At 44.9% G+C, this 23,224-nt stretch carries 19 protein-coding genes; 13 read left to right on the top strand and 6 right to left on the bottom strand.

Features of this window, described 5'->3' with window-relative positions:
• Positions 1-192: 192 nt before the first annotated feature.
• Positions 193-1,083: a transcriptional activator NhaR gene (nhaR, locus tag IRQ95_RS14735; protein ID WP_194437627.1), complete on the top strand. Its 891-nt coding sequence runs from the start codon at positions 193-195 to the stop codon at positions 1,081-1,083.
• Positions 1,084-1,204: 121 nt separating this feature from the next.
• On the top strand, positions 1,205-1,522 hold the full coding sequence (locus IRQ95_RS14730; protein ID WP_194437626.1) for an ArsR/SmtB family transcription factor: 318 nt from the start codon (positions 1,205-1,207) through the stop codon (positions 1,520-1,522).
• A 112-nt stretch (positions 1,523-1,634) separates the two neighbouring features.
• Here IRQ95_RS14730 and rpsT read toward each other — a convergent pair whose 3' ends face one another.
• Complete coding sequence (rpsT, locus tag IRQ95_RS14725; RefSeq protein ID WP_075651474.1) at positions 1,635-1,895, bottom strand: 30S ribosomal protein S20; 261 nt, start codon at positions 1,893-1,895, stop codon at positions 1,635-1,637.
• Positions 1,896-2,154: 259 nt separating this feature from the next.
• Here rpsT and murJ point away from each other — a divergent pair, with 259 nt between their 5' ends.
• The 7 genes from murJ (at position 2,155) to IRQ95_RS14690 (ending at position 12,910) form a co-directional block, all read left to right on the top strand.
• Positions 2,155-3,717, top strand: a complete 1,563-nt coding sequence (murJ, locus tag IRQ95_RS14720; protein WP_194437625.1) for a murein biosynthesis integral membrane protein MurJ — start codon at positions 2,155-2,157, stop codon at positions 3,715-3,717.
• Positions 3,718-3,831: 114 nt separating this feature from the next.
• Positions 3,832-4,767 carry a bifunctional riboflavin kinase/FAD synthetase gene (gene ribF / locus IRQ95_RS14715; RefSeq protein ID WP_194437624.1) on the top strand — a complete coding sequence of 312 codons (936 nt, stop codon included), beginning with the start codon at positions 3,832-3,834 and terminating at the stop codon, positions 4,765-4,767.
• A 64-nt stretch (positions 4,768-4,831) separates the two neighbouring features.
• Positions 4,832-7,660, top strand: a complete 2,829-nt coding sequence (gene ileS / locus IRQ95_RS14710) for an isoleucine--tRNA ligase (protein WP_194437623.1) — start codon at positions 4,832-4,834, stop codon at positions 7,658-7,660.
• 195 nt (positions 7,661-7,855) lie between these two features.
• Positions 7,856-8,365 carry a signal peptidase II gene (lspA, locus tag IRQ95_RS14705; protein WP_194437622.1) on the top strand — a complete coding sequence of 170 codons (510 nt, stop codon included), beginning with the start codon at positions 7,856-7,858 and terminating at the stop codon, positions 8,363-8,365.
• A 156-nt stretch (positions 8,366-8,521) separates the two neighbouring features.
• Positions 8,522-8,953 (top strand): FKBP-type peptidyl-prolyl cis-trans isomerase, encoded by a 432-nt coding sequence (gene fkpB, locus IRQ95_RS14700; protein WP_194437621.1) that lies wholly within the window; start codon positions 8,522-8,524, stop codon positions 8,951-8,953.
• Between the two features lie 23 nt (positions 8,954-8,976).
• Positions 8,977-9,942: a 4-hydroxy-3-methylbut-2-enyl diphosphate reductase gene (gene ispH, locus IRQ95_RS14695; RefSeq protein WP_194437620.1), complete on the top strand. Its 966-nt coding sequence runs from the start codon at positions 8,977-8,979 to the stop codon at positions 9,940-9,942.
• A 202-nt stretch (positions 9,943-10,144) separates the two neighbouring features.
• Positions 10,145-12,910 carry a M16 family metallopeptidase gene (locus tag IRQ95_RS14690; RefSeq protein WP_194437619.1) on the top strand — a complete coding sequence of 922 codons (2,766 nt, stop codon included), beginning with the start codon at positions 10,145-10,147 and terminating at the stop codon, positions 12,908-12,910.
• Positions 12,911-12,980: 70 nt separating this feature from the next.
• Here the strand turns inward: IRQ95_RS14690 and IRQ95_RS14685 are convergent, their stop codons facing one another.
• A complete protein-coding gene (locus IRQ95_RS14685) occupies positions 12,981-14,465 on the bottom strand; it encodes a carbon starvation CstA family protein (RefSeq protein ID WP_194437618.1) in 1,485 nt (494 codons plus the stop codon).
• Between the two features lie 229 nt (positions 14,466-14,694).
• On the opposite strand from IRQ95_RS14685, the gene IRQ95_RS14680 reads away from it, so the two are divergent.
• The gene (locus IRQ95_RS14680; RefSeq protein WP_194437617.1) at positions 14,695-15,042 is read left to right on the top strand and encodes a DUF2799 domain-containing protein; all 348 of its coding nucleotides are present in this window, start codon (positions 14,695-14,697) and stop codon (positions 15,040-15,042) included.
• 42 nt (positions 15,043-15,084) lie between these two features.
• Here the strand turns inward: IRQ95_RS14680 and murQ are convergent, their stop codons facing one another.
• Both murQ and IRQ95_RS14670 read right to left on the bottom strand, forming a co-directional pair.
• Positions 15,085-16,011, bottom strand: a complete 927-nt coding sequence (gene murQ / locus IRQ95_RS14675) for an N-acetylmuramic acid 6-phosphate etherase (RefSeq protein ID WP_194437616.1) — start codon at positions 16,009-16,011, stop codon at positions 15,085-15,087.
• A gap of 27 nt (positions 16,012-16,038) precedes the next feature.
• A complete protein-coding gene (locus tag IRQ95_RS14670; protein WP_194437647.1) occupies positions 16,039-17,148 on the bottom strand; it encodes an anhydro-N-acetylmuramic acid kinase in 1,110 nt (369 codons plus the stop codon).
• 100 nt (positions 17,149-17,248) lie between these two features.
• Here IRQ95_RS14670 and nagZ point away from each other — a divergent pair, with 100 nt between their 5' ends.
• The gene (nagZ, locus tag IRQ95_RS14665) at positions 17,249-18,235 is read left to right on the top strand and encodes a beta-N-acetylhexosaminidase (protein WP_194437615.1); all 987 of its coding nucleotides are present in this window, start codon (positions 17,249-17,251) and stop codon (positions 18,233-18,235) included.
• Between the two features lie 59 nt (positions 18,236-18,294).
• Here nagZ and btsR read toward each other — a convergent pair whose 3' ends face one another.
• Together btsR and IRQ95_RS14655 are read right to left on the bottom strand one after the other, a co-directional pair.
• Entirely contained in the window at positions 18,295-19,014 is a 720-nt protein-coding gene (gene btsR / locus IRQ95_RS14660; RefSeq protein WP_194437614.1) for a two-component system response regulator BtsR, read from the bottom strand.
• Positions 19,015-19,023: 9 nt separating this feature from the next.
• Positions 19,024-20,697, bottom strand: coding sequence for a sensor histidine kinase (locus IRQ95_RS14655; protein WP_194437613.1), 1,674 nt, complete (start codon positions 20,695-20,697; stop codon positions 19,024-19,026).
• Positions 20,698-20,941: 244 nt separating this feature from the next.
• Between IRQ95_RS14655 and IRQ95_RS14650 the strand changes: the two genes are divergently transcribed.
• Together IRQ95_RS14650 and tyrA are read left to right on the top strand one after the other, a co-directional pair.
• Entirely contained in the window at positions 20,942-22,015 is a 1,074-nt protein-coding gene (locus IRQ95_RS14650) for a 3-deoxy-7-phosphoheptulonate synthase (protein ID WP_194437612.1), read from the top strand.
• 22 nt (positions 22,016-22,037) lie between these two features.
• Positions 22,038-23,165, top strand: coding sequence for a bifunctional chorismate mutase/prephenate dehydrogenase (gene tyrA, locus IRQ95_RS14645; protein ID WP_194437611.1), 1,128 nt, complete (start codon positions 22,038-22,040; stop codon positions 23,163-23,165).
• The last annotated feature ends 59 nt before the right edge of the window (positions 23,166-23,224 follow it).

Raw genomic sequence — 23,224 nt, 5'->3', positions numbered from 1 at the left:
ACAAAAATGTCAGAAAAGTCAGGATTGAGTAAAGTTGAACGCTGTTTTATGACAATGAAGTGTCATAAATGACAATGAGAATATCGGTAAAACTACGCCTTTTGCCATTTTTGGTCGGTTTTTTCGAATCGTTGTTGTCATCTAATGCTTCTGTTATAAAATAAAGACATCAATTGACCAATGAAATTTATAATGTCTCATCTAAACTACAACCACCTTTATTACTTTTGGATGGTCTGCAAGCAAGGTTCAGTAACCAAAGCAGCAGATGCTTTATTCCTCACACCGCAAACTGTCACAGGCCAAATCAAAGCACTAGAAGATCGTCTTGACGGCAAGTTGACCAAGCGTAATGGTCGTAGTGTTGAGCCGACAGAGTTGGGACAACTTGTTTTCAAGTACGCCGATCGTATGTTTGGTTTAAGCTATGAGATGCTTGATATCGTGAATTACAGTCAGCATTCGAATATTCTATTTGATGTTGGCGTCGCGGATGCATTATCGAAGCGGTTGGTGAGCAAGGTTTTGATGACCACAGTGCCAGAAGACAACAGTATTCATTTACGCTGCTTCGAATCGACTCACGAAATGCTACTTGAGCAACTGGCACAACATAAGCTGGATATGATTTTGTCCGATTGCCCAGTCGATTCGAGCCAAAGTCCGGGACTGTTTAGCAAAAAGCTAGGTGAAAGTAGCATGAGTTTCTTCTGCTCTGGTCAAGTAGAAAAAGCGAAGTTTCCTGAAGTGCTAGAGCAGCGTAAGTTACTGATCCCAGGTAGTCGCACGGCGATGGGACGCAAGGTGATTGAGTGGTTTGATCGTCAGGGGATCACCGTAGACATTCTGGGCGAATTCGATGATGTCGCGTTAATGAAGGCATTTGCCCGTTATCATGATGACGTCATCTTCTTAGCTCCGACTCTTTACAGTCAAGAAATTCAAGAAGACCAAGCTTTGCAGTTGCTTGGACATATCGACGAGTTGAAAGAAGAGTATTACGTTATTTTTGCTGAGAGGATGATCCAGCATCCTGCTGTAAAAAATGTATGTGATGCGGATTTTAGTAAACTATTTAATTAAGGTCTTTTACACATTGCGTCAGATCGCTTAACATCCACATTTAGTAAGTGTATATAATACAGACTAATAAAGGTCTCAAAACCTCAGGTGAGATGTTTTGCTGTTCCAAGGAGGCGTACTGATGAATGTGCTAGAGATGGAGAAAAACTCTGCTCAAGCGGTAGTGCTATTAAAAGCGATGGCCAATGAAAGACGCTTGCAGATTTTATGTTTGTTGCATAACCAAGAACTTTCGGTTGGCGAGTTGTGCAGTAAGTTATCACTGAGCCAGTCGGCGCTTTCACAGCATTTGGCGTGGTTGCGCCGCGATGGTTTGGTTGATACACGTAAAGAGGCACAAACGGTTTACTACACACTGAGTAGTGATGAAGTGAAAGCATTAATTCACTTGTTGCATAGTTTATATTGCCAGCCAGAGAGTGAACTACAACCAAGTTAACTGGGTTGATGTTTATTGGCCTGAACCGTTGATTAAGAGCGGAATGTGCAGATTTTAGATATAAAAAAACCGGCCAAGGCCGGTTTTTTCTTCACTGGAAATCAGAGTTCTATTATAGAGCTTTGATTGCAGCAGCGAAACGAGACTTATGACGAGCAGCTTTGTTCTTGTGAACAAGACCTTTAGTAGCCATACGGTCTAGGATTGGTGTAACTGCAGCGAATGCAGCAGTTGCAGCTTCTTTGTCGCCTGCTTCGATAGCAGCAACAGTTTTCTTCATGTAAGTGCGCATCATAGAACGACGGCTAGCGTTGTGCTGGCGACGTTTCTCAGCTTGGATAGCGCGCTTCTTAGCAGATTTACTATTTGCCAAGGGTCTAACTCCCAAAAACTTTAGTTCGGTGACAATTTAAGGGCAGGGAATATCCCCTATTTGCACCCAAATGTCAAATGATTTGTGCAAAAACCAGTCTGGCCCAAACAATTTTTGGATTCGACGAGTCATCGCGGTTAAGATGGCGGGGATTCTATCAGTATTCTTTTTTTAATGCTAATACTTATCTGCCCAGAAAACGACTTTCCTTCATCTATTAAGGCAGATCAATAGGGTATGGCTGTTATTTGAGGTAATTGTGAGTAAACGTCTGCTCAAATCTGGCATGATTGTCAGTGCGATGACATTAATTTCCCGCGTTTTGGGCTTAGTCCGAGATGTTGTCGTTGCTAACCTAATGGGCGCGGGGGCAAGCGCGGATGTGTTTTTCTTTGCCAATAAGATTCCTAACTTCCTACGCCGCTTATTTGCTGAAGGTGCGTTTTCACAAGCATTTGTACCAGTGTTGACCGAAAGTCATGCCGCGGGGGATATGGATAAGACTCGTGAGCTGATCGCCAAAGCATCCGGTACACTGGGCGTTATAGTTTCTATCGTGACCCTATTGGGTATTCTTGGCTCTGGCGTGGTAACAGCACTATTTGGTTTTGGCTGGTTTTTAGATTGGCTGAACGATGGCCCTTCGGCAGGAAAATTTGAACTGGCGAGCTTTATGCTCAAAATTACTTTTCCTTACTTGTGGTTCATCACTTTTGTCGCCTTGTCAGGCGCAATTCTCAATACGTTAGGCAAATTTGCGGTTTCCTCTTTTACGCCAGTCTTTCTCAACGTCATGATCATTTTCTCTGCGTGGTTTATTGCTCCGCAGCTGGCGCAACCAGAAATTGGTTTAGCGATTGGTGTGTTCTTAGGTGGTTTAGTTCAGTTCTTATTTCAAATTCCTTTCCTTATTAAAGCAGGAGTGATGGTCAAACCCAAGTGGGGTTGGCGCGATCCGGGCGTGGTCAAAATTCGCACGCTAATGATCCCAGCGTTGTTTGGTGTTTCGGTTAGCCAGATAAACTTACTGCTTGATACTTTTATTGCTAGTTTCCTACAAACTGGCTCAATCAGTTGGTTGTACTACTCTGACCGTTTACTTGAATTTCCACTCGGGCTATTTGGTATCGCGATTGCTACCGTTATTCTACCTGCATTGTCGCGTAAGCATGTTGACGCTCATAGTGAAGGGTTTGCCAGCACGATGGATTGGGGCGTGCGAATGGTGCTGTTATTAGGTCTGCCTGCCATGCTGGGTTTGATGGTATTAGCCAAACCGATGTTAATGGTGCTATTTATGCGTGGTGAATTCTCTCCTCATGATGTTCATCAAGCCTCCCTTTCCTTACTGGCCTACTCGTCAGGGTTGCTTAACTTTATGTTGATTAAAGTTCTCGCCCCGGGTTACTACTCACGGCAAGATACTAAGACGCCAGTGAAGTACGGTATTGTCGCTATGGTGACCAATATGGGCTTTAACGCGATCTTTGCTTATTTCTATGGCTATGTTGGTTTGGCAATGGCAACGGCGTTATCAGCTCTGGTTAACATGTCTCTTCTTTATCGAGGACTGCATATTCAAGGTGTGTACCAAATCAGCAAGCGCACTCTGCTATTTATTGCTCGTTTGACTATCGCAGGTGTGGCGATGGTGGCGGCTATCTTATGGCAGTTAGAAGAGATGAGTGTTTGGTTGACTTGGAGTTTTGCTGAACGAGTTATGTGGCTTGCTGCGTTGATTGGCTTGGGTGCCGGCGTTTACCTGATTTGCCTCTTGGTTTTAGGTGTTCGCTTAAAAGATTTAAAAGCAGCAACAGAGTAGGCTAGCTAAGTTATTCTCGTTGAACTAAGCATATTGAGGTTACTTGGGTATTAGGATTAGTATATAATCCGTCGGTTTCACGCAGTGTAAATAAAAGGCATTAAGCAGCTCCCAATGGAATTGATCCGAGGTATTCACAATATTTTGCCGCAACATCAAGGTTGTGTGCTTACCATAGGAAACTTTGATGGTGTTCATTTAGGGCATCAAGCTGTGTTAGAGCAAGTGGCACACCAAGCGCAAACATTAGGTTTGCCATCTATGGTGATGACGTTTGAACCACAGCCATTGGAGTTGTTTGCAAAAGAGAAAGCGCCAGCGCGTTTAACTCGTTTGCGAGATAAGTTTGTCCAATTGAGCAAACTTAACTTAGATCGCTTACTTTGCGTCAGTTTTAATACCTATTTCGCCAATCTAAGCGCGGAAGAGTTTATTACTGACTTGTTGGTCAAGCGATTGGGTGTTAAGTTTCTCGTAGTTGGTGACGACTTCTGCTTTGGTCGCGGTCGTAAAGGTAACTTTGCGATGCTGCAACAGGCAGGTCAAAAGTACGGTTTTGAAGTGGTCAGCACTCAAAGCTTTTGTTTACAGCAACTGCGCGTGAGCAGCACTGCAATTCGCAATGCTTTAGCGGAAGATAACTTACCGGCTGCGGCTGAGATGTTAGGTCGCGACTACAGTATTAGTGGGCGCGTATCTCATGGACGCAAATTAGGTAGAACCATAGGTTTTCCTACTGCAAATATTCCCCTCAAACGCTGCGTATCACCGGTTTCTGGTGTGTATGTCGTTCAAGCTTTAGGGCTGGGCGGGCAAGCGATTGGAGGAGTGGCGAACATTGGTCAAAGACCAACAGTAAATGGTGTTCGCCAACAACTCGAAGTGCATTTATTTGACTTTCAAGGTGATTTGTACGGCAAACAGCTCGAAATTGTACTTCTGGAAAAACTTCGCAATGAACATAAATTTGAGTCATTCGAAGCGCTTAAACAGCAAATAGAATTGGATGCTGAGGCAGCAAGGGTGTGGCTGCGTCAGTTTAAGGGTTAATCGGTTTATTCCACCGATTAGCATAATGTCTAACTTTCGCCCAATATAACGGAATTAAGAATCGATGAGTGAGTATAAAGATACCCTGAACTTACCTGAAACAGGGTTTCCAATGCGCGGTAATCTGGCACAACGTGAGCCAGAAATGCTTAAGCGTTGGTACAAAGAAGATCTTTACGGTGAAATCCGTAAAGCTAAGAAAGGCAAAAAGTCATTCGTGTTGCACGATGGTCCTCCATACGCGAACGGTGACATTCACATTGGCCACGCACTAAACAAGATTCTTAAAGACATTATTATTAAATCCAAAACACTTTCAGGTTTTGACGCACCATACATTCCTGGTTGGGACTGTCACGGTCTTCCTATCGAGCTAATGGTAGAGAAGAAAGTAGGTAAGCCAGGCCAAAAAGTGACGGCAGCTGAGTTCCGTGAAAAATGTCGCGAATACGCAGCGGGTCAAGTTGAAGGTCAGAAAGAGAGCTTCAAGCGTCTTGGTATCATGGGTGAGTGGGACAAACCTTACCGCACAATGGATTTTGCTACCGAAGCAAACATTATCCGTGCACTAGGTAAGATTGCCGACAAAGGTCACCTACTAAAAGGTTTCAAACCAGTTCACTGGTGTACTGACTGTGGCAGCGCACTTGCTGAAGCAGAAGTTGAGTACAAAGACAAAGTTTCTCCGTCTATCGACGTACGTTTTAAAGCCGCAGACGAAGCAGCAGTGCTGGCTAAGTTTGAGCTAAACGAAGGTCATGAAGGTCACGGTGACGTATCTATCGTTATCTGGACAACCACACCATGGACACTGCCAGCAAACCGCGCAGTCTGTCTACGTGATGATCTTGAGTACGTGCTAATCCAAGTAGAAGGCGACAACCCAGAGCGTATTATCGTTGCATCTGAGCTCGCGAAAGATGTGATGGACCGCGCGGGTATCGAGCACTTCCACAATCTTGGTTTTGCTAAAGGTGCCGATCTAGAGCTTGCTCAGTTCAATCACCCATTCTACGATTTCAGCGTTCCTGCGATCCTAGGCGATCACGTAACGACAGATTCAGGTACTGGTGTGGTTCACACAGCACCTGGCCACGGTCAAGAAGACTTCGCAGTAGGCCAGAAATACGGTCTAGAAGTTGCAAACCCAGTAGGTTCAAACGGCGTTTACCTGCCTGATACTGAGCTTTTTGCTGGTCAACACGTGTTTAAAGCAAACGATGCGGTAGTAGAAACGTTAAAAGAGGCTGGCGCATTGCTGCACCACCACGCTTATGAGCACAGCTACCCACACTGCTGGCGCCATAAGACTCCAATCATCTTCCGTGCAACACCACAATGGTTCATCTCTATGGATCAAGCGGGTCTACGTGCTAAAGCACTAGAGTCAATCAAAGGTGTTCAGTGGATGCCTGAGTGGGGTCAAAGCCGTATCGAAGGTATGATCGAAGGTCGTCCTGAGTGGTGTATCTCTCGTCAACGTACATGGGGTGTGCCAATCGCTCTATTCGTTCACAAAGAGACCGCTGAACTACACCCTAACTCACTAGAGCTAATTGAAAAAGTAGCACTACTCGTTGAGCAAAAAGGCATTCAAGCTTGGTGGGATGTGGACAACGCTGAACTACTAGGCGATGACGCTGACCAATACGAAAAAGTACTAGATACGCTAGACGTATGGTTTGACTCAGGTGTAACGCACTCTGCAGTTGTTGATGCTCGTGAAGAGTTCAACGGTCACAGTGCTGACCTATACCTAGAAGGTTCAGACCAACACCGCGGCTGGTTCCAATCATCACTAATTTCATCTATCGCGATGAAAGATGTGGCGCCATACAAGCAAGTACTAACGCATGGTTTTGTGGTAGATGGTCACGGCCGTAAGATGTCAAAATCCATCGGTAACGTTGTAGCACCAAAAGACGTAACCAACAAACTAGGCGCAGATATTCTTCGTCTATGGGTTGCATCAACAGACTACACTGGTGAAGTAGCGGTTTCTGACGAAATCCTAAAACGCTCAGCAGATGCGTACCGCCGTATCCGTAACACAGCGCGTTTCTTCTTAGCTAACTTGAATGGTTTCAACCCTGAAACGGATCTTGTTCCTGCAGAAGAGATGGTTGCTCTAGATCGTTGGGCTGTAGGTCGTGCATTTGCAGCACAAGAAGAAATCATTAAAGCTTACGATGAGTACAACACGCACGCAGTAATGCAGCGTCTAATGCACTTCTGTTCAGTAGAAATGGGTTCATTCTACCTAGACGTGATTAAAGACCGTCAATACACAGCGAAACTGGGCGGTCACGCACAACGTAGCTGTCAAACAGCACTTTACTACATTGTAGAAGCGCTAGTTCGTTGGATGGCACCAATCATGTCGTTCACTGCAGACGAAATCTGGAACGAAATGCCAGGCGCTCGCGACAAGTTTGTGTTCACAGGCGAGTGGTTCGATGGTCTATTCGGTCTTGCTGAGGGCGAAGAGCTAAATAACGAATTCTGGACTGAAATCCAAAAAGTTCGTGGTGGTGTGAACAAACTGCTAGAAGCAGCGCGTACTGATAAAGTTATCGGTGGTGCGCTACAAGCAGAAGTAACGCTGTTCGCAGATGATGCGCTAGCTGCGCAAATCAACAAGCTTGAAGATGAGCTACGCTTCGTTCTACTGACTTCAGCAGCGGTAGTTAAGCCTCTAACTGAGAAAACAGACGCAGCAAAAGCCACTGAGCTTGAAGGTCTGTTTGTTGAAGTGAAAGCGACGGAAGCTGAGAAGTGTGACCGTTGTTGGCACCACACACCAGATGTAGGCACAATCGCAGGTCACGAGACAGTGTGTGGTCGTTGTGTGTCGAATATCGACGGTGAAGGTGAAGTGCGCCATTATGCCTAATCATTCTTCATTCTTGGTCTTGTCGCGTTGTTGACAGCGTTTGCTCACCCCATCACATAGTTATCTATGCTCAGGGGCTTCGTAAACTTGTCGCCTAGCGACAAAACCAATAATCTTGAATGAGCTAAGCAAAGATTGAACTTTTTAATAACCAAGCAGCCCCAGTATTTACTGGGGTTGTTTTTAGGTAAGGATATGAGTGAGAAAGCACTAACACTGAAAGAATCTGGCGTACGTTGGCTTTGGCTAGCCGTAGTGATCTTTATTGCCGATATCACGATTAAGTTGGTGGTAATGGACAATATGGGGTATGGCTGGAACAACCGTATTGAAATCCTGCCATTCTTTAATTTGCTTTATGTTCATAACTACGGTGCGGCATTTAGCTTTTTGAGTGATCAAGCAGGTTGGCAGCGTTGGCTATTTACTGGTATTGCCTTTGTGGTTACAGCAATGCTGACATATTGGATGAGTAAATTGCCCGCCAAAGAGAAGTGGAACAACATTGCTTATGCGATGATTATTGGTGGCGCGATTGGCAATGTTTTTGATCGAGTGGTACACGGCTTTGTTGTCGATTACCTAGATTTCTACTGGGGCACCTATCATTGGCCCGCATTCAACTTAGCTGATACTACAATCTGTATTGGCGCGGCGATGATCATCCTTGATGGTTTTCTTAGTAAAGAGAAAACCACCGCATAAAAGCGAATAACCCTAAACGCTGTCTGTTGATTCGACAGCGTTTTTTCTATATACCTGCATATAAAATTAGACAGTACGCGACTTAATGAAACTAAGTGTTTTTTTGTCTAGCTAAGGTCTATCTTGGAATAATAAGAACTACAAGGAAGCTGTATCGTGACATCAATAACCCAAGACTCTACTGTAACTCTTCACTTTACTATCAAAATGAAAGATGGCTCTGTAGCCGACAGCACCCACAATATGGGTAAACCAGCCAAACTGGTGATTGGTGATGGTAGCCTGAGCGATAACTTTGAACAGTGTTTGCTCGGTTTAAGCGCTGGTGAAAGCAAAGCGATTGAATTGTCAGCGGCAGACGCTTTTGGCATGCCAAATCCAGATAATATTCACTATATGGATCGCGCTAGGTTTGTCGGTGATGCTGAAGTTGAAGTGGGTACCATTATGGCGTTTAGTGGTCCTGATGGTATGGAGATCCCGGGAATTATTACCGAGATTGCCGGTGATTCAGTCACGGTTGACTTTAACCACCCTCTAGCAGGACAAGATGTGACTTTTGAAGTTGAAATTTTGTCAGTAGAATAACGCCCCGAAGAAGAAAACACCCCATGAGCAATGAAATGAAAATCCTGTTAGCTAACCCGCGTGGCTTTTGTGCCGGTGTAGACCGTGCCATTAGCATCGTAGAACGCGCTTTGGAACTTTATCAGCCACCTATCTATGTGCGTCACGAAGTGGTGCATAACCGTTTTGTGGTGGAAGGGTTAAAACAGCGCGGTGCAATCTTCGTTGAAGAACTGCATGAAGTGCCTGATGACAATATTGTGATTTTCTCAGCTCATGGTGTATCACAAGCTGTGCGTCAAGAAGCGAAAAAGCGCGCCTTGACGGTATTTGATGCTACTTGTCCATTGGTGACTAAAGTTCATATGGAAGTCGCGCGTGCGAGTCGTCGTAATATGGAAGTGGTTTTGATAGGTCATGCTGGTCACCCTGAAGTTGAAGGCACTATGGGGCAGTACTCAAGCGAAACGGGCGGCATGTATTTGGTCGAGAAACCAGAAGATGTCGAGAAGTTGTTGAGTGTGGTCAAAGACCCAACGGAACTTCATTACGTAAGCCAAACCACACTGTCTGTTGATGAGACGGCCGATGTGATTACTGAGCTGCGTCGTGTATTCCCAGAGATCCAAGGTCCACGTAAAGATGATATTTGCTACGCCACTCAGAACCGCCAAGATGCAGTGCGTGAAATTGCGACTAACGTAGATGTTGTCATTGTGGTTGGCTCAAAGAACTCTTCTAACTCAACGCGCCTGAAAGAGTTGGCAGAAAAACTGGGCACACCGGGGTATCTTACTGACTGCCCTGAAGACATTAAAACCGAATGGTTTAACGGTAAGCGTAAGGTTGGTGTAACCGCGGGCGCATCAGCGCCAGAAGAGCTTGTGAACCAAATTATGGAACGTATCAAAGTATTGGTTGGTACGCGCTCGGTTGAAGAAGTGACGGGTCGTGAAGAGAACATGTTCTTCGAAGTGCCGAAAGAGTTGCAGATTAAGCAAGTCGATTAATGTTGCTTAACTAAATCTAGCCCCTAACTTCATCATAAGTTAGGGGCTTTTTTATTTGTTACTTTTGCAGATAACTAATAATCATATAGATTTCATGATTATTTATAGTGAGTCGAATTTTTAACCAGTTGAAGCTGGTGTATTACATTCTGCACCACGCTGAACGATATAGTGCGACTAGTAATTGGACTAGGAACTGATCATGCAACGTATTAAAAAGTGGCTTATCTTATTTACCGTTTTAATTATCGTAGGTTGTAATAGCGATCTCGATAAATCTATTCCCAATGACTCGAACTGGAGCCAGCATCAACTTGATAATGGGTTACGTTACCACCTCTATCCAACAGAAGATAAAGAAATATCAATTCGACTGATGATTCATGCTGGATCGATGCAAGAGTCCGACCAGCAAAAAGGTTACGCGCATTTCGTCGAGCATATGGCGTTTAATGGCAGTCGCAACTTCACTGGTAATGATGTGATTCGGTTATTTGAGAAAACCGGGGGCAGCTTTGGTGCCGATATTAATGCTTTTACCAGTTATCAATTGACGGCTTATAAAATGGATTTAGCGGATCAAGAGCATCTGCCATTAGCGTTGACTTGGATGAGAGATATTGCAGACGGTATAGAGTTTTCTCCTGATCAAGTAGAGCGAGAAAAAGGCGTTATTCTTGGGGAGTTTAGAGATAGTCGTCCAGAGAATGAACCCTTATTTACTAAAGCGTACCTTGAGGCAATAAAAGGCACCGTGTTAGAAAATAAAAATCCTTTAGGTACGGAAGTTTCAGTTAAACAGGCATCCGCAAAAGGGTTGGAAAACTACTATCGCACATGGTATCAACCGCAAAATGCTGAGTTGATTATATCTGGCAATATCAGCACAGAAGAACTTTCAAAGCTTATCTCACAACAATTTTCAACGTGGAAAAACAGTGGTGAGCCTGCGGTTAACAAGCAACGTGATTATCGAATTAACCACGGCTCTTACACATTACTTGCAGGAGATAAGGAATCGCCCAGCTTACATTTCTTTGTCGATAGAGGCCCTAGTTCTATCACGACTTTTAAGCAGCAATATCAGTATTGGTTGGATGACGTTACTCAGCAGCTAATTTATCAAAGATTAAAGGCATCATTCAACGATGCTGCTCAGGCCGTACAACACTTGGGAAGCTACACGCAATGGATAGGGTATAACCGATACTCTGCTGCGAGTGTGGCGTTCTCTGCTGATAACAGAGAGGTCACTCAACAGCTGTTTTTAGAGACGTTAGGTTCATTAAGAGATTATGGTGTCAGTCAAAGTGAACTAGATAGCATTATGACGAGCTATCGTAACACTTTGTCTAACTTCGACAGTGAATGGAACAAGCGCAAGCCATTGCAAATTGTGGATGAAAAACTCTTCGCTATTGATCAAGCAATGCCAGTACAAAGTCGCGAGACCAACCGCCAGGCTCTAAATGAGTTTATTACCCATGTTGATTTAAAGCGGGTCAATGAAAACATTGATGAACTACTTTCGGCCAATTTCTCTTGGCTTCAAGGCTATAGTGTAAGCGAATCATTAACGGACTTAGAGCAAGAAATGATTAAGCTGCCAGGTTTATATGCTCAAGCCGGGTTTAAACCACTGGATCTCCAGGGGGTGACGGCAGAGCTTAAACAGCCAATGGCACAGGGCGAGATAGTGTCACGAGTGGATAGAGAGCGTAATTTGACCGTGTGGCGGTTGAATAACGGCATAGAAGTTTGGTATCAACGTGACCCGAAAGCTGGCCAGCGAGCGCATATTGTCTATGCGAGTCAAGGGGGGAGAGCTGCCCTGATACCGGAGCTATACGCAGCGAGTGATTTACTGTCGCAGTCTGCTGCTCGAAGTGGATTAGGTGAATTTAGCGGTGCACAATTTGATGGTTACTTGCGTAAAAAAGACGTTGCTGTGTACCCATTTATTGGCTTTACAACCCATGGTTTAGAGGTAAACACTGCGGTGAAGGAGCTACCTTTAGCTCTAAATACTATTTTTAATATCTCAACAGAAATAAAGATTGAGCCTCGCCAACTTGAGGCGGTGAAGCAAGAGTTTTATGAGAAAAATAGTGCTTATCTCAGTTCTCCTGAAGGTAAGTGGCAGAAAACGATCAATGCAGAAACCTATCAACCACAGAGTCGCCATCGTTTGGTGGTAAATTCAGATATTGCGGCCGTCACTACAGAGCAGCTACTTCAGGTTCACGAGCGTTTGTTTCGCTACAATCGCGACAATAAGTTGGTCATTATCGCCGATCTCGAGCCTACGCATATTGCTCCTATGCTACGTAAGTACGTCGCTTCAATTGCTCTCAAAGGCGAGCAGTCTCCATCTTTGAACTTTGATAATCAATACAATGCGGATTTAGCACCATTGGTGGAAGTTATTGAGGGTAGTGAAAAAGGTACAATGTTATTGACTCGGCTAATAAACACGGAAAAGAGAACGAAATCGGCTAAAGATGTTTTTACAGAGGATGCGCTGAAACGTATCGCAAATGCCCGTCTTCTTGAAGATATAAGAGAAAAACGCGGCTTAGATTACACTCCGGAAATTTATCCAGTAACTCAAGACGGAGAACTGGTGTCTGATTGGTTTGTGACTGCCAAAGTAGCAAGTAAAGATTTGAAAGAGGTAAAGTTAGCTTTAGAATTCATGTTTGATGGATTAGCACACTCTATTACCGAAGAAGAGGTATCTACGGCAGTTAAACAACTTGCAGTTGCCGTGGAACCCATTAATGAAGACCCGCAACAAAGGGCTTGGTTTTATAGTCGTTATTTAATACATGGCTATGGTATCGATGCGTTACTTGATATTGAAGGTACAGCAAATAGCATCACGCTAGACGATATTCAACAGCGGGCTAGTTGGGTATTTGGGTCTAACAGCAAAAAGCTTACCGCGACACTTTCACCTAAAAATTAACTGATACTGGCATTTGTTTACTAAAAAGGCTCCTTGCGGAGCCTTTTGCTTACTATATCCAATGTGAGGTTTAAGCGGTTTCAGCTTTGCCGCTTGGTTTCTCTTCATCAGCCAGCTCAGTTTCACCTTTGCCTTGTGATGTTTTAATCACGTAACCCAATACCGCAATAGCGAATACGACACCAACGATAGTCGAGATTTGCATTGGCAGGCCAAAGCCAAGCGTGCTGTTGTTAAGGATAAAGGTCACACATACTGTTGTCATAAACACTGCTGGGATAGAAGTAATCCAGTGCAGTTTGTTGTGGCGTAGTAGGTATGCTGAGGCTGTCCAAAGCATCATTACTGCTGTGGTCTGGTTAGCAAAACCGAAGTAGCGCCAGATAATGCCGAAGTCTACTTGAGTTAAGATACCACCAATAACGAATAGTGGTACGGCCATCAGTAGGCGGTTACGAAGTGTTTTCTGCTCCATGTTGAAGTACTCAGCCAGAATCAGACGGCTAGAGCGGAACGCAGTATCGCCAGAAGTGATTGGTAAGATAACGACACCTAGGAAAGCGATAACACCACCAAACACACCGAGTAGACCAAATGATGATGCGTATACTACGTTACCAGGACCGCCGTTGCTTACCGCTTCTTGTAGAGACTCCAGCGAACCGAAGAAAGATAGAGCAATCGCACACCAGATAAGCGCGATAATACCTTCTCCAATCATGGCACCGTAAAATACGAAGCGACCATTTTTCTCGTTTTCCATACAACGCGCCATCAAAGGTGATTGAGTCGCATGGAAGCCCGAGATTGCACCACAAGCAATCGTGATAAATAGTGCTGGCCACAATGGCATATCATTTGGGTTTAGGTTGCTGAACATATCGGTGACTTGGAAGTCGCCCATCACAGTGTGTTCGCTAGAGAAGGCAACGGCAGTCATTAGGCCAACCGACATAAAGATCAGAAGGGCACCAAATAGTGGGTAGAAACGACCAATGATTTTATCAACCGGCACAATTGTCGCGATAATGTAGTATGCAAAAATCACCACAACCATGGTTGTCATGCTGACAGTGAAATCAGTCTGGTCATTAATCAGGTTAGTGATCATGCCAGCAGGAGCTGAAACGAATACCACACCCACAAGAAGCAATAGAACAATGGCAAAGATGTTCATAAAGTGTTTTGCGCCATTGCCTAGGTAACGACCTGTGATGGTTGGTACAGAAGCCCCGCCGTTGCGGACTGATAACATACCTGAGAAGTAGTCATGCACGGCACCGGCAAAGATACAGCCAATTACGATCCAAAGCATTGCTGCAGGGCCGTATAGTGCGCCCATGATAGGGCCAAAGATAGGGCCAACACCAGCAATGTTAAGTAGTTGAACTAGGTAAACCTTTTTAGTCGACATAGGTACGAAGTCGACGCCGTCTGTTTTAGTATGCGCGGGTGTTTGACGTTTTTCGTTGATGCCAAAGATTTTCTCAACGAAGGCGCCATAAATAAAGTAGCCACCAATTAGTGCAGCGACACAAGTTAAAAACCACAACATAGCAATTGTCCCCTGATCTTAGAATTCATGGTGGATAGTAGAGAGTTACTTGTATAGATTCATCCGGATTTACCTTAAGTGGTCGTATTGCAATTTAAGTGGCAAGCTCACCATTTAAATGGTTTTGATTTAAGTTAAGTGGTCAAATTACACCATTAATGGTTAAACTAGATCACACACGCGGTGGTAAGTTTTTGATGAACTTGCTCAGTAAATCACAAGGAAAACAATGAAAAAGTTACTAAGCGTTTTGTTACTCGCGGGACTGGCGGGTTGCGCTAGCAGTGTCGAAGAGTTGGCGCAAGCTGGTGATTGGTACCAAGTTGGCTATCAAGATGGTGTAACGGGTAATACGTCTCGTACTATGCGTGAGTTAACCACCATGGGGAATGTCAATATTGCCGATTACGATCAAGGGTATCTCACTGGCGTTAACGAATATTGTAATCCAGATGTGGCCTATCAAATAGGTTTGTCTGGTCAATACTATGAAGGCGTTTGCGAAGGAACAAAAGATGCTCAACGCTTTCGTATGGAGTGGCAGCGTGGCTGGGATGATGCGCGCAACACTTACTAGCAATGGTTAAGGCTTGGTTGATATCACCAAGCCTTTCTAGGTTTATTCAGGTTGGTGTTCTTCAACCGCTAGGCGTAAGAAACCTTGTTTTGATGCGAGTTGAACTTTAGCGGTGTAGAGATCCATGCCGGTTAAGATCATCAAGATCGCCAGCTTCACGTCATAGTCGGTTTGTTCGAGAGTTTGTGTCGCAATTTGGTTCGTGCATTCTGTTGCCTGCATAACAATTCGAACCGCGCGTGCCAATAGTTTTTTATTGGTCGCTTTTACATCAACCATTAAGTTTTGATAGCTCTTGCCTATGCGGATCATACTGGCGGTCGTCAGCATGTTGAGTACTAACTTCTGCGCAGTTGCGGACTTTAAGCGTGTTGACCCCGTTAATGCTTCCGGCCCGACCACGGGGCTAATAGCAATCTGAGCTTCTTTAGCAATCGCTGAATCTGGATTACAAGAGAGTGCGACCGTCGTTGCACCGATTTGGTTAGCATAACGTAACGCGCCAATCACATACGGCGTTCGACCACTTGCTGCGATACCGACCACCACATCTTTTTCGCTAAAATGGATGTTTTTTAGATCTTGCTCGCCTAACTCAAAGTTATCCTCAGCCCCTTCTTTCGCTTTGAGAATCGCTTCTGGCCCACCTGCTATTAAACCAATCACCATTTTATCGGATACACCAAATGTCGGCGGACACTCAGAAGCATCGAGTACCCCAAGGCGACCGCTTGTTCCCGCACCGATATACACTAAACGTCCACCAATTTTGAAAGCATGAGTGATTTTATCTACGGCTTGAGCTATCTCTGAAATAACGAGTTCGACGGCGAGCGGAACTTGCTTATCCTGTTGGTTGATTCGTTTGACGATATCGAGTGATGAGAGCAAGTCAATATCCATTGTTTCTGGGTTTCGTCCTTCAGAAACTAAATGGGCGAGTGCCGCAATCAAAGCATCGTTAGTCATAAATTTCTCAGTCCCTAGTCATGATTATTAGGCGAAATAGAGTACGCCAAGTGATGCGAGATGGCTGGCGCCAGTCACCTCAGGCAAATTGCTTGGCAAATTATGCAGACGTCGTTGGGCAAGCCAAGCGAACGCCATCGCTTCCATATTGTCACTGTCGACGCCTTTATCATCTGTCGTCACCACCGACCATTGGGGCAGCAGTTCTGCTAAGCGTGACATCAATAACGGGTTGTGAACACCTCCGCCGCACACCAGCAGTTCAGGCTCTGCGCCGATTTGGTACTGTGCGACCTCATTGGCAATGGTGATCGCTGTGTATTCACATAAGGTGCGTTGTACATCGTGTGGCTTGAGTGTGAACTGACTCAGTTGAGCCTCTAGCCAAGGTAAATTGAACAGTTCACGGCCGGTGCTCTTTGGTGCTGAGCGGCTAAGGTAGGGCTCATTCATTAATTGTGCGAGCAGCGCCTTGTCTACTTTGCCTTCTAGGGCAAATTGCGCATCCTGATCAAACTTATGTTGTCGATGTTTCGCACACCAAGCATCCATTAACATGTTCCCTGGACCTGTGTCGTATCCAATCACCGGGTGTTCAGGACGCAGAACAGAAATATTGGCAATTCCACCAATATTGAGCACCACCACGCTAGAATCGCTGGTGGCAAAAATAGATTGATGGAAAGCCGGAACCAATGGAGCACCTTGGCCACCAAGTGCCATATCTTTGCGGCGAAAATCTGCAACGGTATCGATGCCAGTTTTAGTCGCGATGATATTCGCGTCGCCAATTTGCATGGTAAAAGGTGCCGCGCCATCAGGGCGATGGAATACTGTTTGCCCATGATTACCAATTGCGCTGATAGCACTGGCATCACAGTTAGCATGCTTAAGTAGCGCATCGACGGCATCGGCGAATAGGTGCCCGAGCAGGTGATCCAGTTCGCCTACTTCATCAAGGCTGGTTGGCTGACCGAGGCAAATTGCCAGCAATCTTTGCTTAAGCGGCTCAGGAAATGGGTAATCAAGAGAAGCAATCAATTCAATATGATTACCATCAATCTCGACTAATACGGTATCGACGCCGTCCATGCTAGTGCCCGACATCACTCCAATAAAGCGTTGTTTTGTACACATATCCAATTTTTCGTAATAGGTCCACTTATCCATTGTAAACCTAGAATAATCAGAATAACCTCAAAGCCAAAGCGAAATTAGTACGCAATGAGGAGAAATTATGGGTCCGTTATGGGTGGACGTTGCTGGGTATGAGTTAACCGCGGAAGATAGAGAGATTTTGCAGCACCCGACGGTGGGTGGCTTAATTTTATTTACTCGTAATTATCATGACAGCAAGCAGCTAATGGCGCTGACAAATGAAATTCGTAAAGCGGCCAAGCGACCAATATTAATTGGTGTTGACCAAGAAGGCGGACGTGTACAACGTTTTCGAGAAGGTTTTTCACGTATTCCTGCGCCTAAGCTCTACGCACAGCAAGCTGAGAGCGAACGTATGGCAGAATTGGGTGGCTGGTTAATGGCTGCTGAATTAATTGCTCATGATATTGATTTGAGCTTTGCCCCTGTTTTAGACAAAGGATTTGAATGCAAAGCGATTGGTGATCGTGCCTTTGGTGAGGACATAGATACCATAATACGCCAAAGTAGCGCGTATATGCGTGGTATGAAATCGGTGGGCATGGCAACGACGGGTAAGCACTTTCCTGGTCATGGCGGCGTCATTGCTGATTCTCATCTAGAGACCCCTTACGATGAGCGTCAAACTATTCTTGAGCAAGATATGGCGATCTTTAAAGCGCACATTGATGCCGGTACGCTTGATGCGATGATGCCTGCCCATGTGATTTATCCGCAATATGACGATCAACCAGCTAGCGGTTCTCAATTTTGGCTTAAGAAAGTGCTGCGAGAACAGCTGGGTTTTAAAGGCATTGTCTTCTCGGATGACTTGAATATGGAAGGGGCAGCGATCATGGGGGGGCCTGCCGAGCGCTCACATCAAGCGCTGGTGGCTGGTTGCGACATGCTGTTGTTATGCAATAACCGTGATGGCCAAGTAGAAGTATTGGATAATTTGCCTATTCTAGAATTCCCACAAGCGACGAATTTGCTCAAGCAGCAATCATTCACCTTAGATGACTTACAGCGCAGTGAAAAATGGCGAGAAGCCTCTGAAGCGATGAAACGTATTCTTGATTGCTAACAATAAACAAAAGAGTCACTTAAGTGACTCTTTTGTTATCGACTTATCGAAACGATTAATTAGTGGAAACCGAGTCGCTCTTTAAGCGTTTTTAGGTAGCGTCGACTGACTGGAATTGGATGACCACTTGCTGAAACAATTTCCGCTAAACCATTCTCCAGCAATTTAATTTCTTTGATCGCTTTAATATTAATTAAGTACTGACGATGACAGCGTACCAGTGGCGTTTTTTCTTCTAGTACCTTCAGCGTTAGTTGGCAGGTCGCAACTTGTTCAGCAGTCTGCACATGTACCCCGCTAATATCACTGTAAGCAAACTCAATATCTGTGGTTGGAATAATGACGATGCGGTTTAAACCCACGCATGGCACCTGATCTAAGCTTGGTGGCGCGATAGGTTGGTATTGCTGTAGGTTCTTACGCTCAGACTTAAGCAGTCGATTTATGGTGACATTCAGGCGTTTTGTGTCCACTGGCTTAAGTAGGTAATCGAAGGCATTCTCTTCAAACGCTTGTACTGCAAATTGGTCATAGGCAGTGACAAACACCACCCGGGTTTGAATATCAGGATCTAACATCCCCAGTAGTTCAATTCCGGTGATTTGTGGCATGTGAATATCAAGAAACACCACATCGGGTTTAAGTTGGTTGATCTTCTTTAAACCTTCGATGGCATTACTGGCTTGATCGAGGACGGTAATATGTCCGGTTTCTTCAAGCAGCTCGGTCAATTCCTCGCGAGCAAACAGTTCATCATCTATCACTAAAGCGGAAAGCATGAATTATCCTTAACGATCTTGATGGGGAATGATAAAGCTCATTCTCGTATATTGATTTGGTTCGACTTCGATAGTCAGTTGCCCAATGGTGCCAAACTTATTGCTCAGCCGTTTGGCAACGATTTGCATGCCGAGCCCTTCATGGTCTTGTTGTGGGGCTTTATAGCTGCCGGCATTATCTTCAACAGTAATTTTACAGCCTTGCTCAACGTCTTGGCTGTAAATGCGGATCACCCCACCTTCGAGTAGTTGAGAGGTGCCGTGCTTAATCGCATTTTCGACTAATGGCTGAAGCGTAAAGGTGGGTAGTTTCCGCGCCATCCAAGCTTGATCAATATCCATTTCTACCTCGAGACGATCAGTAAAGCGTGCTTTCTCAATGGTGAGGTAAGCATTCACATGATCCAGTTCATCTTGCAATGACACTTCTTCAATATCTTGCTTGAGGTTACTGCGGAAAAACTGAGACAAATGTTGGATTAACTCTCGAGCTTTACTGGGATCGCGCCTTACTACGGCACTGATAGTGTTAAGCGCATTAAACAAGAAGTGTGGGTTAACTTGTGCATGGAGCAGCTTGATTTCTACCTGTGATAGTAAAGATTGTTTTTGCTGCAACTCCCCATAAAGAATCTGACTGGAAAGCAACTGCGCGATACCTTCTGCCATCGACATATTGATGGTTGAAAATAGCTTACGCTTTGGTTCGTAGAGCTTAATGGTGCCAATCACTTTATCACCCGCACGCAATGGAATAATTAGTGCAGAACCCAGTTTGCAGCGGTGAGAAATTGAACATTGGTACGGTTTGTCTTTGCCATCAAGATAGATAATCTTGTCTTGTGTAATGGCATCTAAAGTGCTTTGTGATGAAATCGGTGTTTCTGGTCTGTGGTGGTCATCACCAATTCCAACAAAGGCTAAGATTTTTTCATTGTCAGTAATGGATACTGCGCCCACACTCGTTTCTTCGTAGACAATCCGCGCAATACGTTCGGCGGTATGTGTATTAAAACCGGCAGCAAGAATACCGACTGAGCGTTCGGCGATATTGAGCGCGCGCCTAGAGAAAGTGGCCGAGTACTCTTCGAAGATGGTTTTTCGGTCTTGCAGAATGCTCATGAACAGTGCCGCACCAACAGAGTTCGCAATAATCATTGGCGCAGCGATAGCAGAAACCAAACTGTATGACTGTGCAAAAGGCTTTGCTACCAGAAGAATAATTGCCATCTGGACGATTTCAGCAAACAGAGTAATGGCAAATACGATGCTTGGGCTAAATAGTAAGGCGCCTTTGCCACGACGAACCAAGTAGGTATGCAGTAATCCACCGATTAGTCCTTCTGCAGTGGTGGAGATGGCGCAGGCCACATCGGTAAAACCACCTAAACTGTAGCGATGCAAGCCGCCGGTTAAGCCGACAAAAAATCCGACCACGGGCCCGCCAAACAAACCGCCCATGACGGCACCGATTGCTCGCGTATTGGCAATCGCATCATTGATTTGCAAACCAAAGTAGGTGCCCATAATGCAAAAAAGCGAGAACAGGATATAAATCGCAACTTTATGACTAAGACGATGTGAGATGTTGAGTAGAGGTAGAAAGATAGGCGTCTTGCTCAACATATAGGCGAGCACTAAGTAGACGCACATTTGCTGCAGTAGCGAGAGGATCAAATCCATGTTGCTCAACCTATTTCCTTGCGTGGTTTATGCCTATTCTAAAGACTTTGCTAATAAGAAAACATGCTTTCAGTATAGATTTGTAATTAAGCTGGGTAAAAACGTGGTTGTAAATTTATTTTTACATTGATGTTTATTTAAATTTACGGTTGAAATATTAATTACGCCTGTTATCTTAATGCTTAAGCAGTGCCTTGATGAAATGGAATTCAAGGTGTAACTAAAAGTTTACAGAGTGTCGATTATGCAGAAAAGTGAATTGAGTAATATCAACATCATTGATGAACAAGTACTGATTACGCCAGATGAGTTAAAGGCGAAGTTACCATTAAGTGATAATGCCCGTCGATTTATCCAGCAATCTCGTCAAGAAATTGCCGATATTATTCACAAAAGAGACCACCGTCTGCTAGTCGTGTGTGGGCCTTGTTCTATTCATGATGTGGAAGCCGCTAAGGATTATGCACGTCGACTCAAACAACTGTCTGAGCAACTAAACGATCAGCTTTATATCGTGATGCGAGTTTACTTTGAAAAACCACGTACTACAGTCGGTTGGAAAGGTTTGATAAACGACCCTCATCTTGATGGAAGCTTTGATATCGAACATGGTCTGCATGTTGGCCGTCAATTGCTGGTGGAATTAGCCGAGATGGAAATTCCGTTGGCAACCGAAGCGCTGGATCCAATCAGTCCACAATACCTTGCTGATACTTTTAGCTGGGCCGCAATTGGCGCACGAACTACGGAGTCTCAAACTCACCGTGAAATGGCCAGCGGTTTGTCGATGCCGATTGGTTTTAAAAATGGTACAGATGGTAACCTTGCGACCGCCGTCAACGCGATGCAGGCGGCTTCTTCTAGCCACCGCTTTATGGGTATTAGCCGTGAGGGCGAAGTGGCACTGCTGACAACGCAAGGTAACCCTAACGGTCACGTAATTTTGCGTGGCGGTAAGCAGACGAACTATGACTCAGTATCAGTGGCTGAGTGTGAAGAAGAGATGGCAAAAATGGGCTTAGATGCTTCATTGATGGTGGATTGTAGCCATGCTAACTCACGTAAAGATTACCGCCGTCAGCCGCTGGTTGCTGAAGATGTGATTCACCAGATCCGTGAAGGCAATAAATCGATTATTGGTTTAATGATTGAAAGCCATATTAATGAAGGCAATCAATCGTCAGATTTAGCGCTAAGTGAGATGCAATACGGTGTTTCTATCACAGATGCCTGTATTAATTGGCAAACAACTGAGACACTACTGCGTCATGCGCACGAAGCTTTAGTGCCATTCTTACAAGATCGTTTACAAGCTTAAGTAGTAAGGTATAGGGATATTCATGGCTGAACAGTTAAACCACCTGCGTGATCAGATTGATGCAGTAGATAAGCAGATCCTCAATTTGTTGGCTCAGCGCTTAGCGCTGGTCGAGCAAGTTGGCGAGGTGAAAAGTGAGCATGGTTTGCCGATTTATGCGCCGGATCGTGAAGCGGCAATGCTTGCTTCTCGCCGCGCGGAAGCGGAGAAAATGGGTGTGCCACCACAGCTGATTGAAGACATTTTACGCCGCACGATGCGCGAGTCTTATGCCAGTGAAAAAGACTCAGGTTTTAAGTGCTTGAATCCAGAATTGCGCTCAGTCGTGATTGTCGGTGGTAAAGGTCAATTAGGTGGTTTGTTCGGTCGTATGTTCAGCTTATCAGGCTATCAAGTGAAGGTGCTGGGTAGCCAAGATTGGCATCGCGCTGATGAGATCCTTGAAGATGCGGGACTGGTAGTGGTCACAGTACCGATTCATCTGACACAAGGGGTGATTGAGAAGCTAGGTAATCTGCCTAGCGATTGCATCTTGTGTGATTTGACCTCAATTAAATCTAAGCCTCTCGAGGCGATGATGCGCGTGCATCAAGGCCCGGTTGTTGGCTTGCATCCAATGTTTGGTCCAGATGTGCCAAGTCTGGCTAAGCAGGTCATTGTTTACTGCGATGGTCGAGGGGAAGAGCATTACCAGTGGCTATTAAAGCAGTTTGCTATTTGGGGCGCGAGTCTGTGCCAGATTGATGCCAGTGAGCATGATCATGGCATGACCCTTATTCAAGCCTTGCGTCACTTTACGTCGTTCGCATACGGTTTGCACCTGAGTCAAGAAAACCCAAGCATCGATAAGCTGTTGCAATTAAGCTCGCCAATTTACCGTCTAGAATTAGCGATGGTAGGTCGCCTGTTTGGACAAGATCCGAATTTGTACGGTGATATTATTTTCTCTTCGCAAGAGAATATCGAGATGATCAAGCGCTTCCATCAGCGTTTCGGTCGAGCGTTAGATATCTTGGATAGCCAAGATAAACAGAGTTTCATCGATAACTTTAATCAAGTCAGTGATTGGTTTGGCGATTACTCACAGCAGTTTATGATCGAAAGCCAGAACTTACTGAAACAAGCCAATGATTCGATTCATCGCGGCTAAACGAGCACTTATCCTCATATAAGTAAAAAGCTGCCTAAGGCAGCTTTTTTGGTTTTAAC

Origin of the sequence: Vibrio fluminensis, assembly GCF_015278125.1 — a bacterium.
GTDB lineage: Bacteria > Pseudomonadota > Gammaproteobacteria > Enterobacterales > Vibrionaceae > Vibrio > Vibrio fluminensis.
Note: the sequence above shows the minus strand (reverse complement) of the source record. Positions and strands in the feature narration are given on the sequence as shown.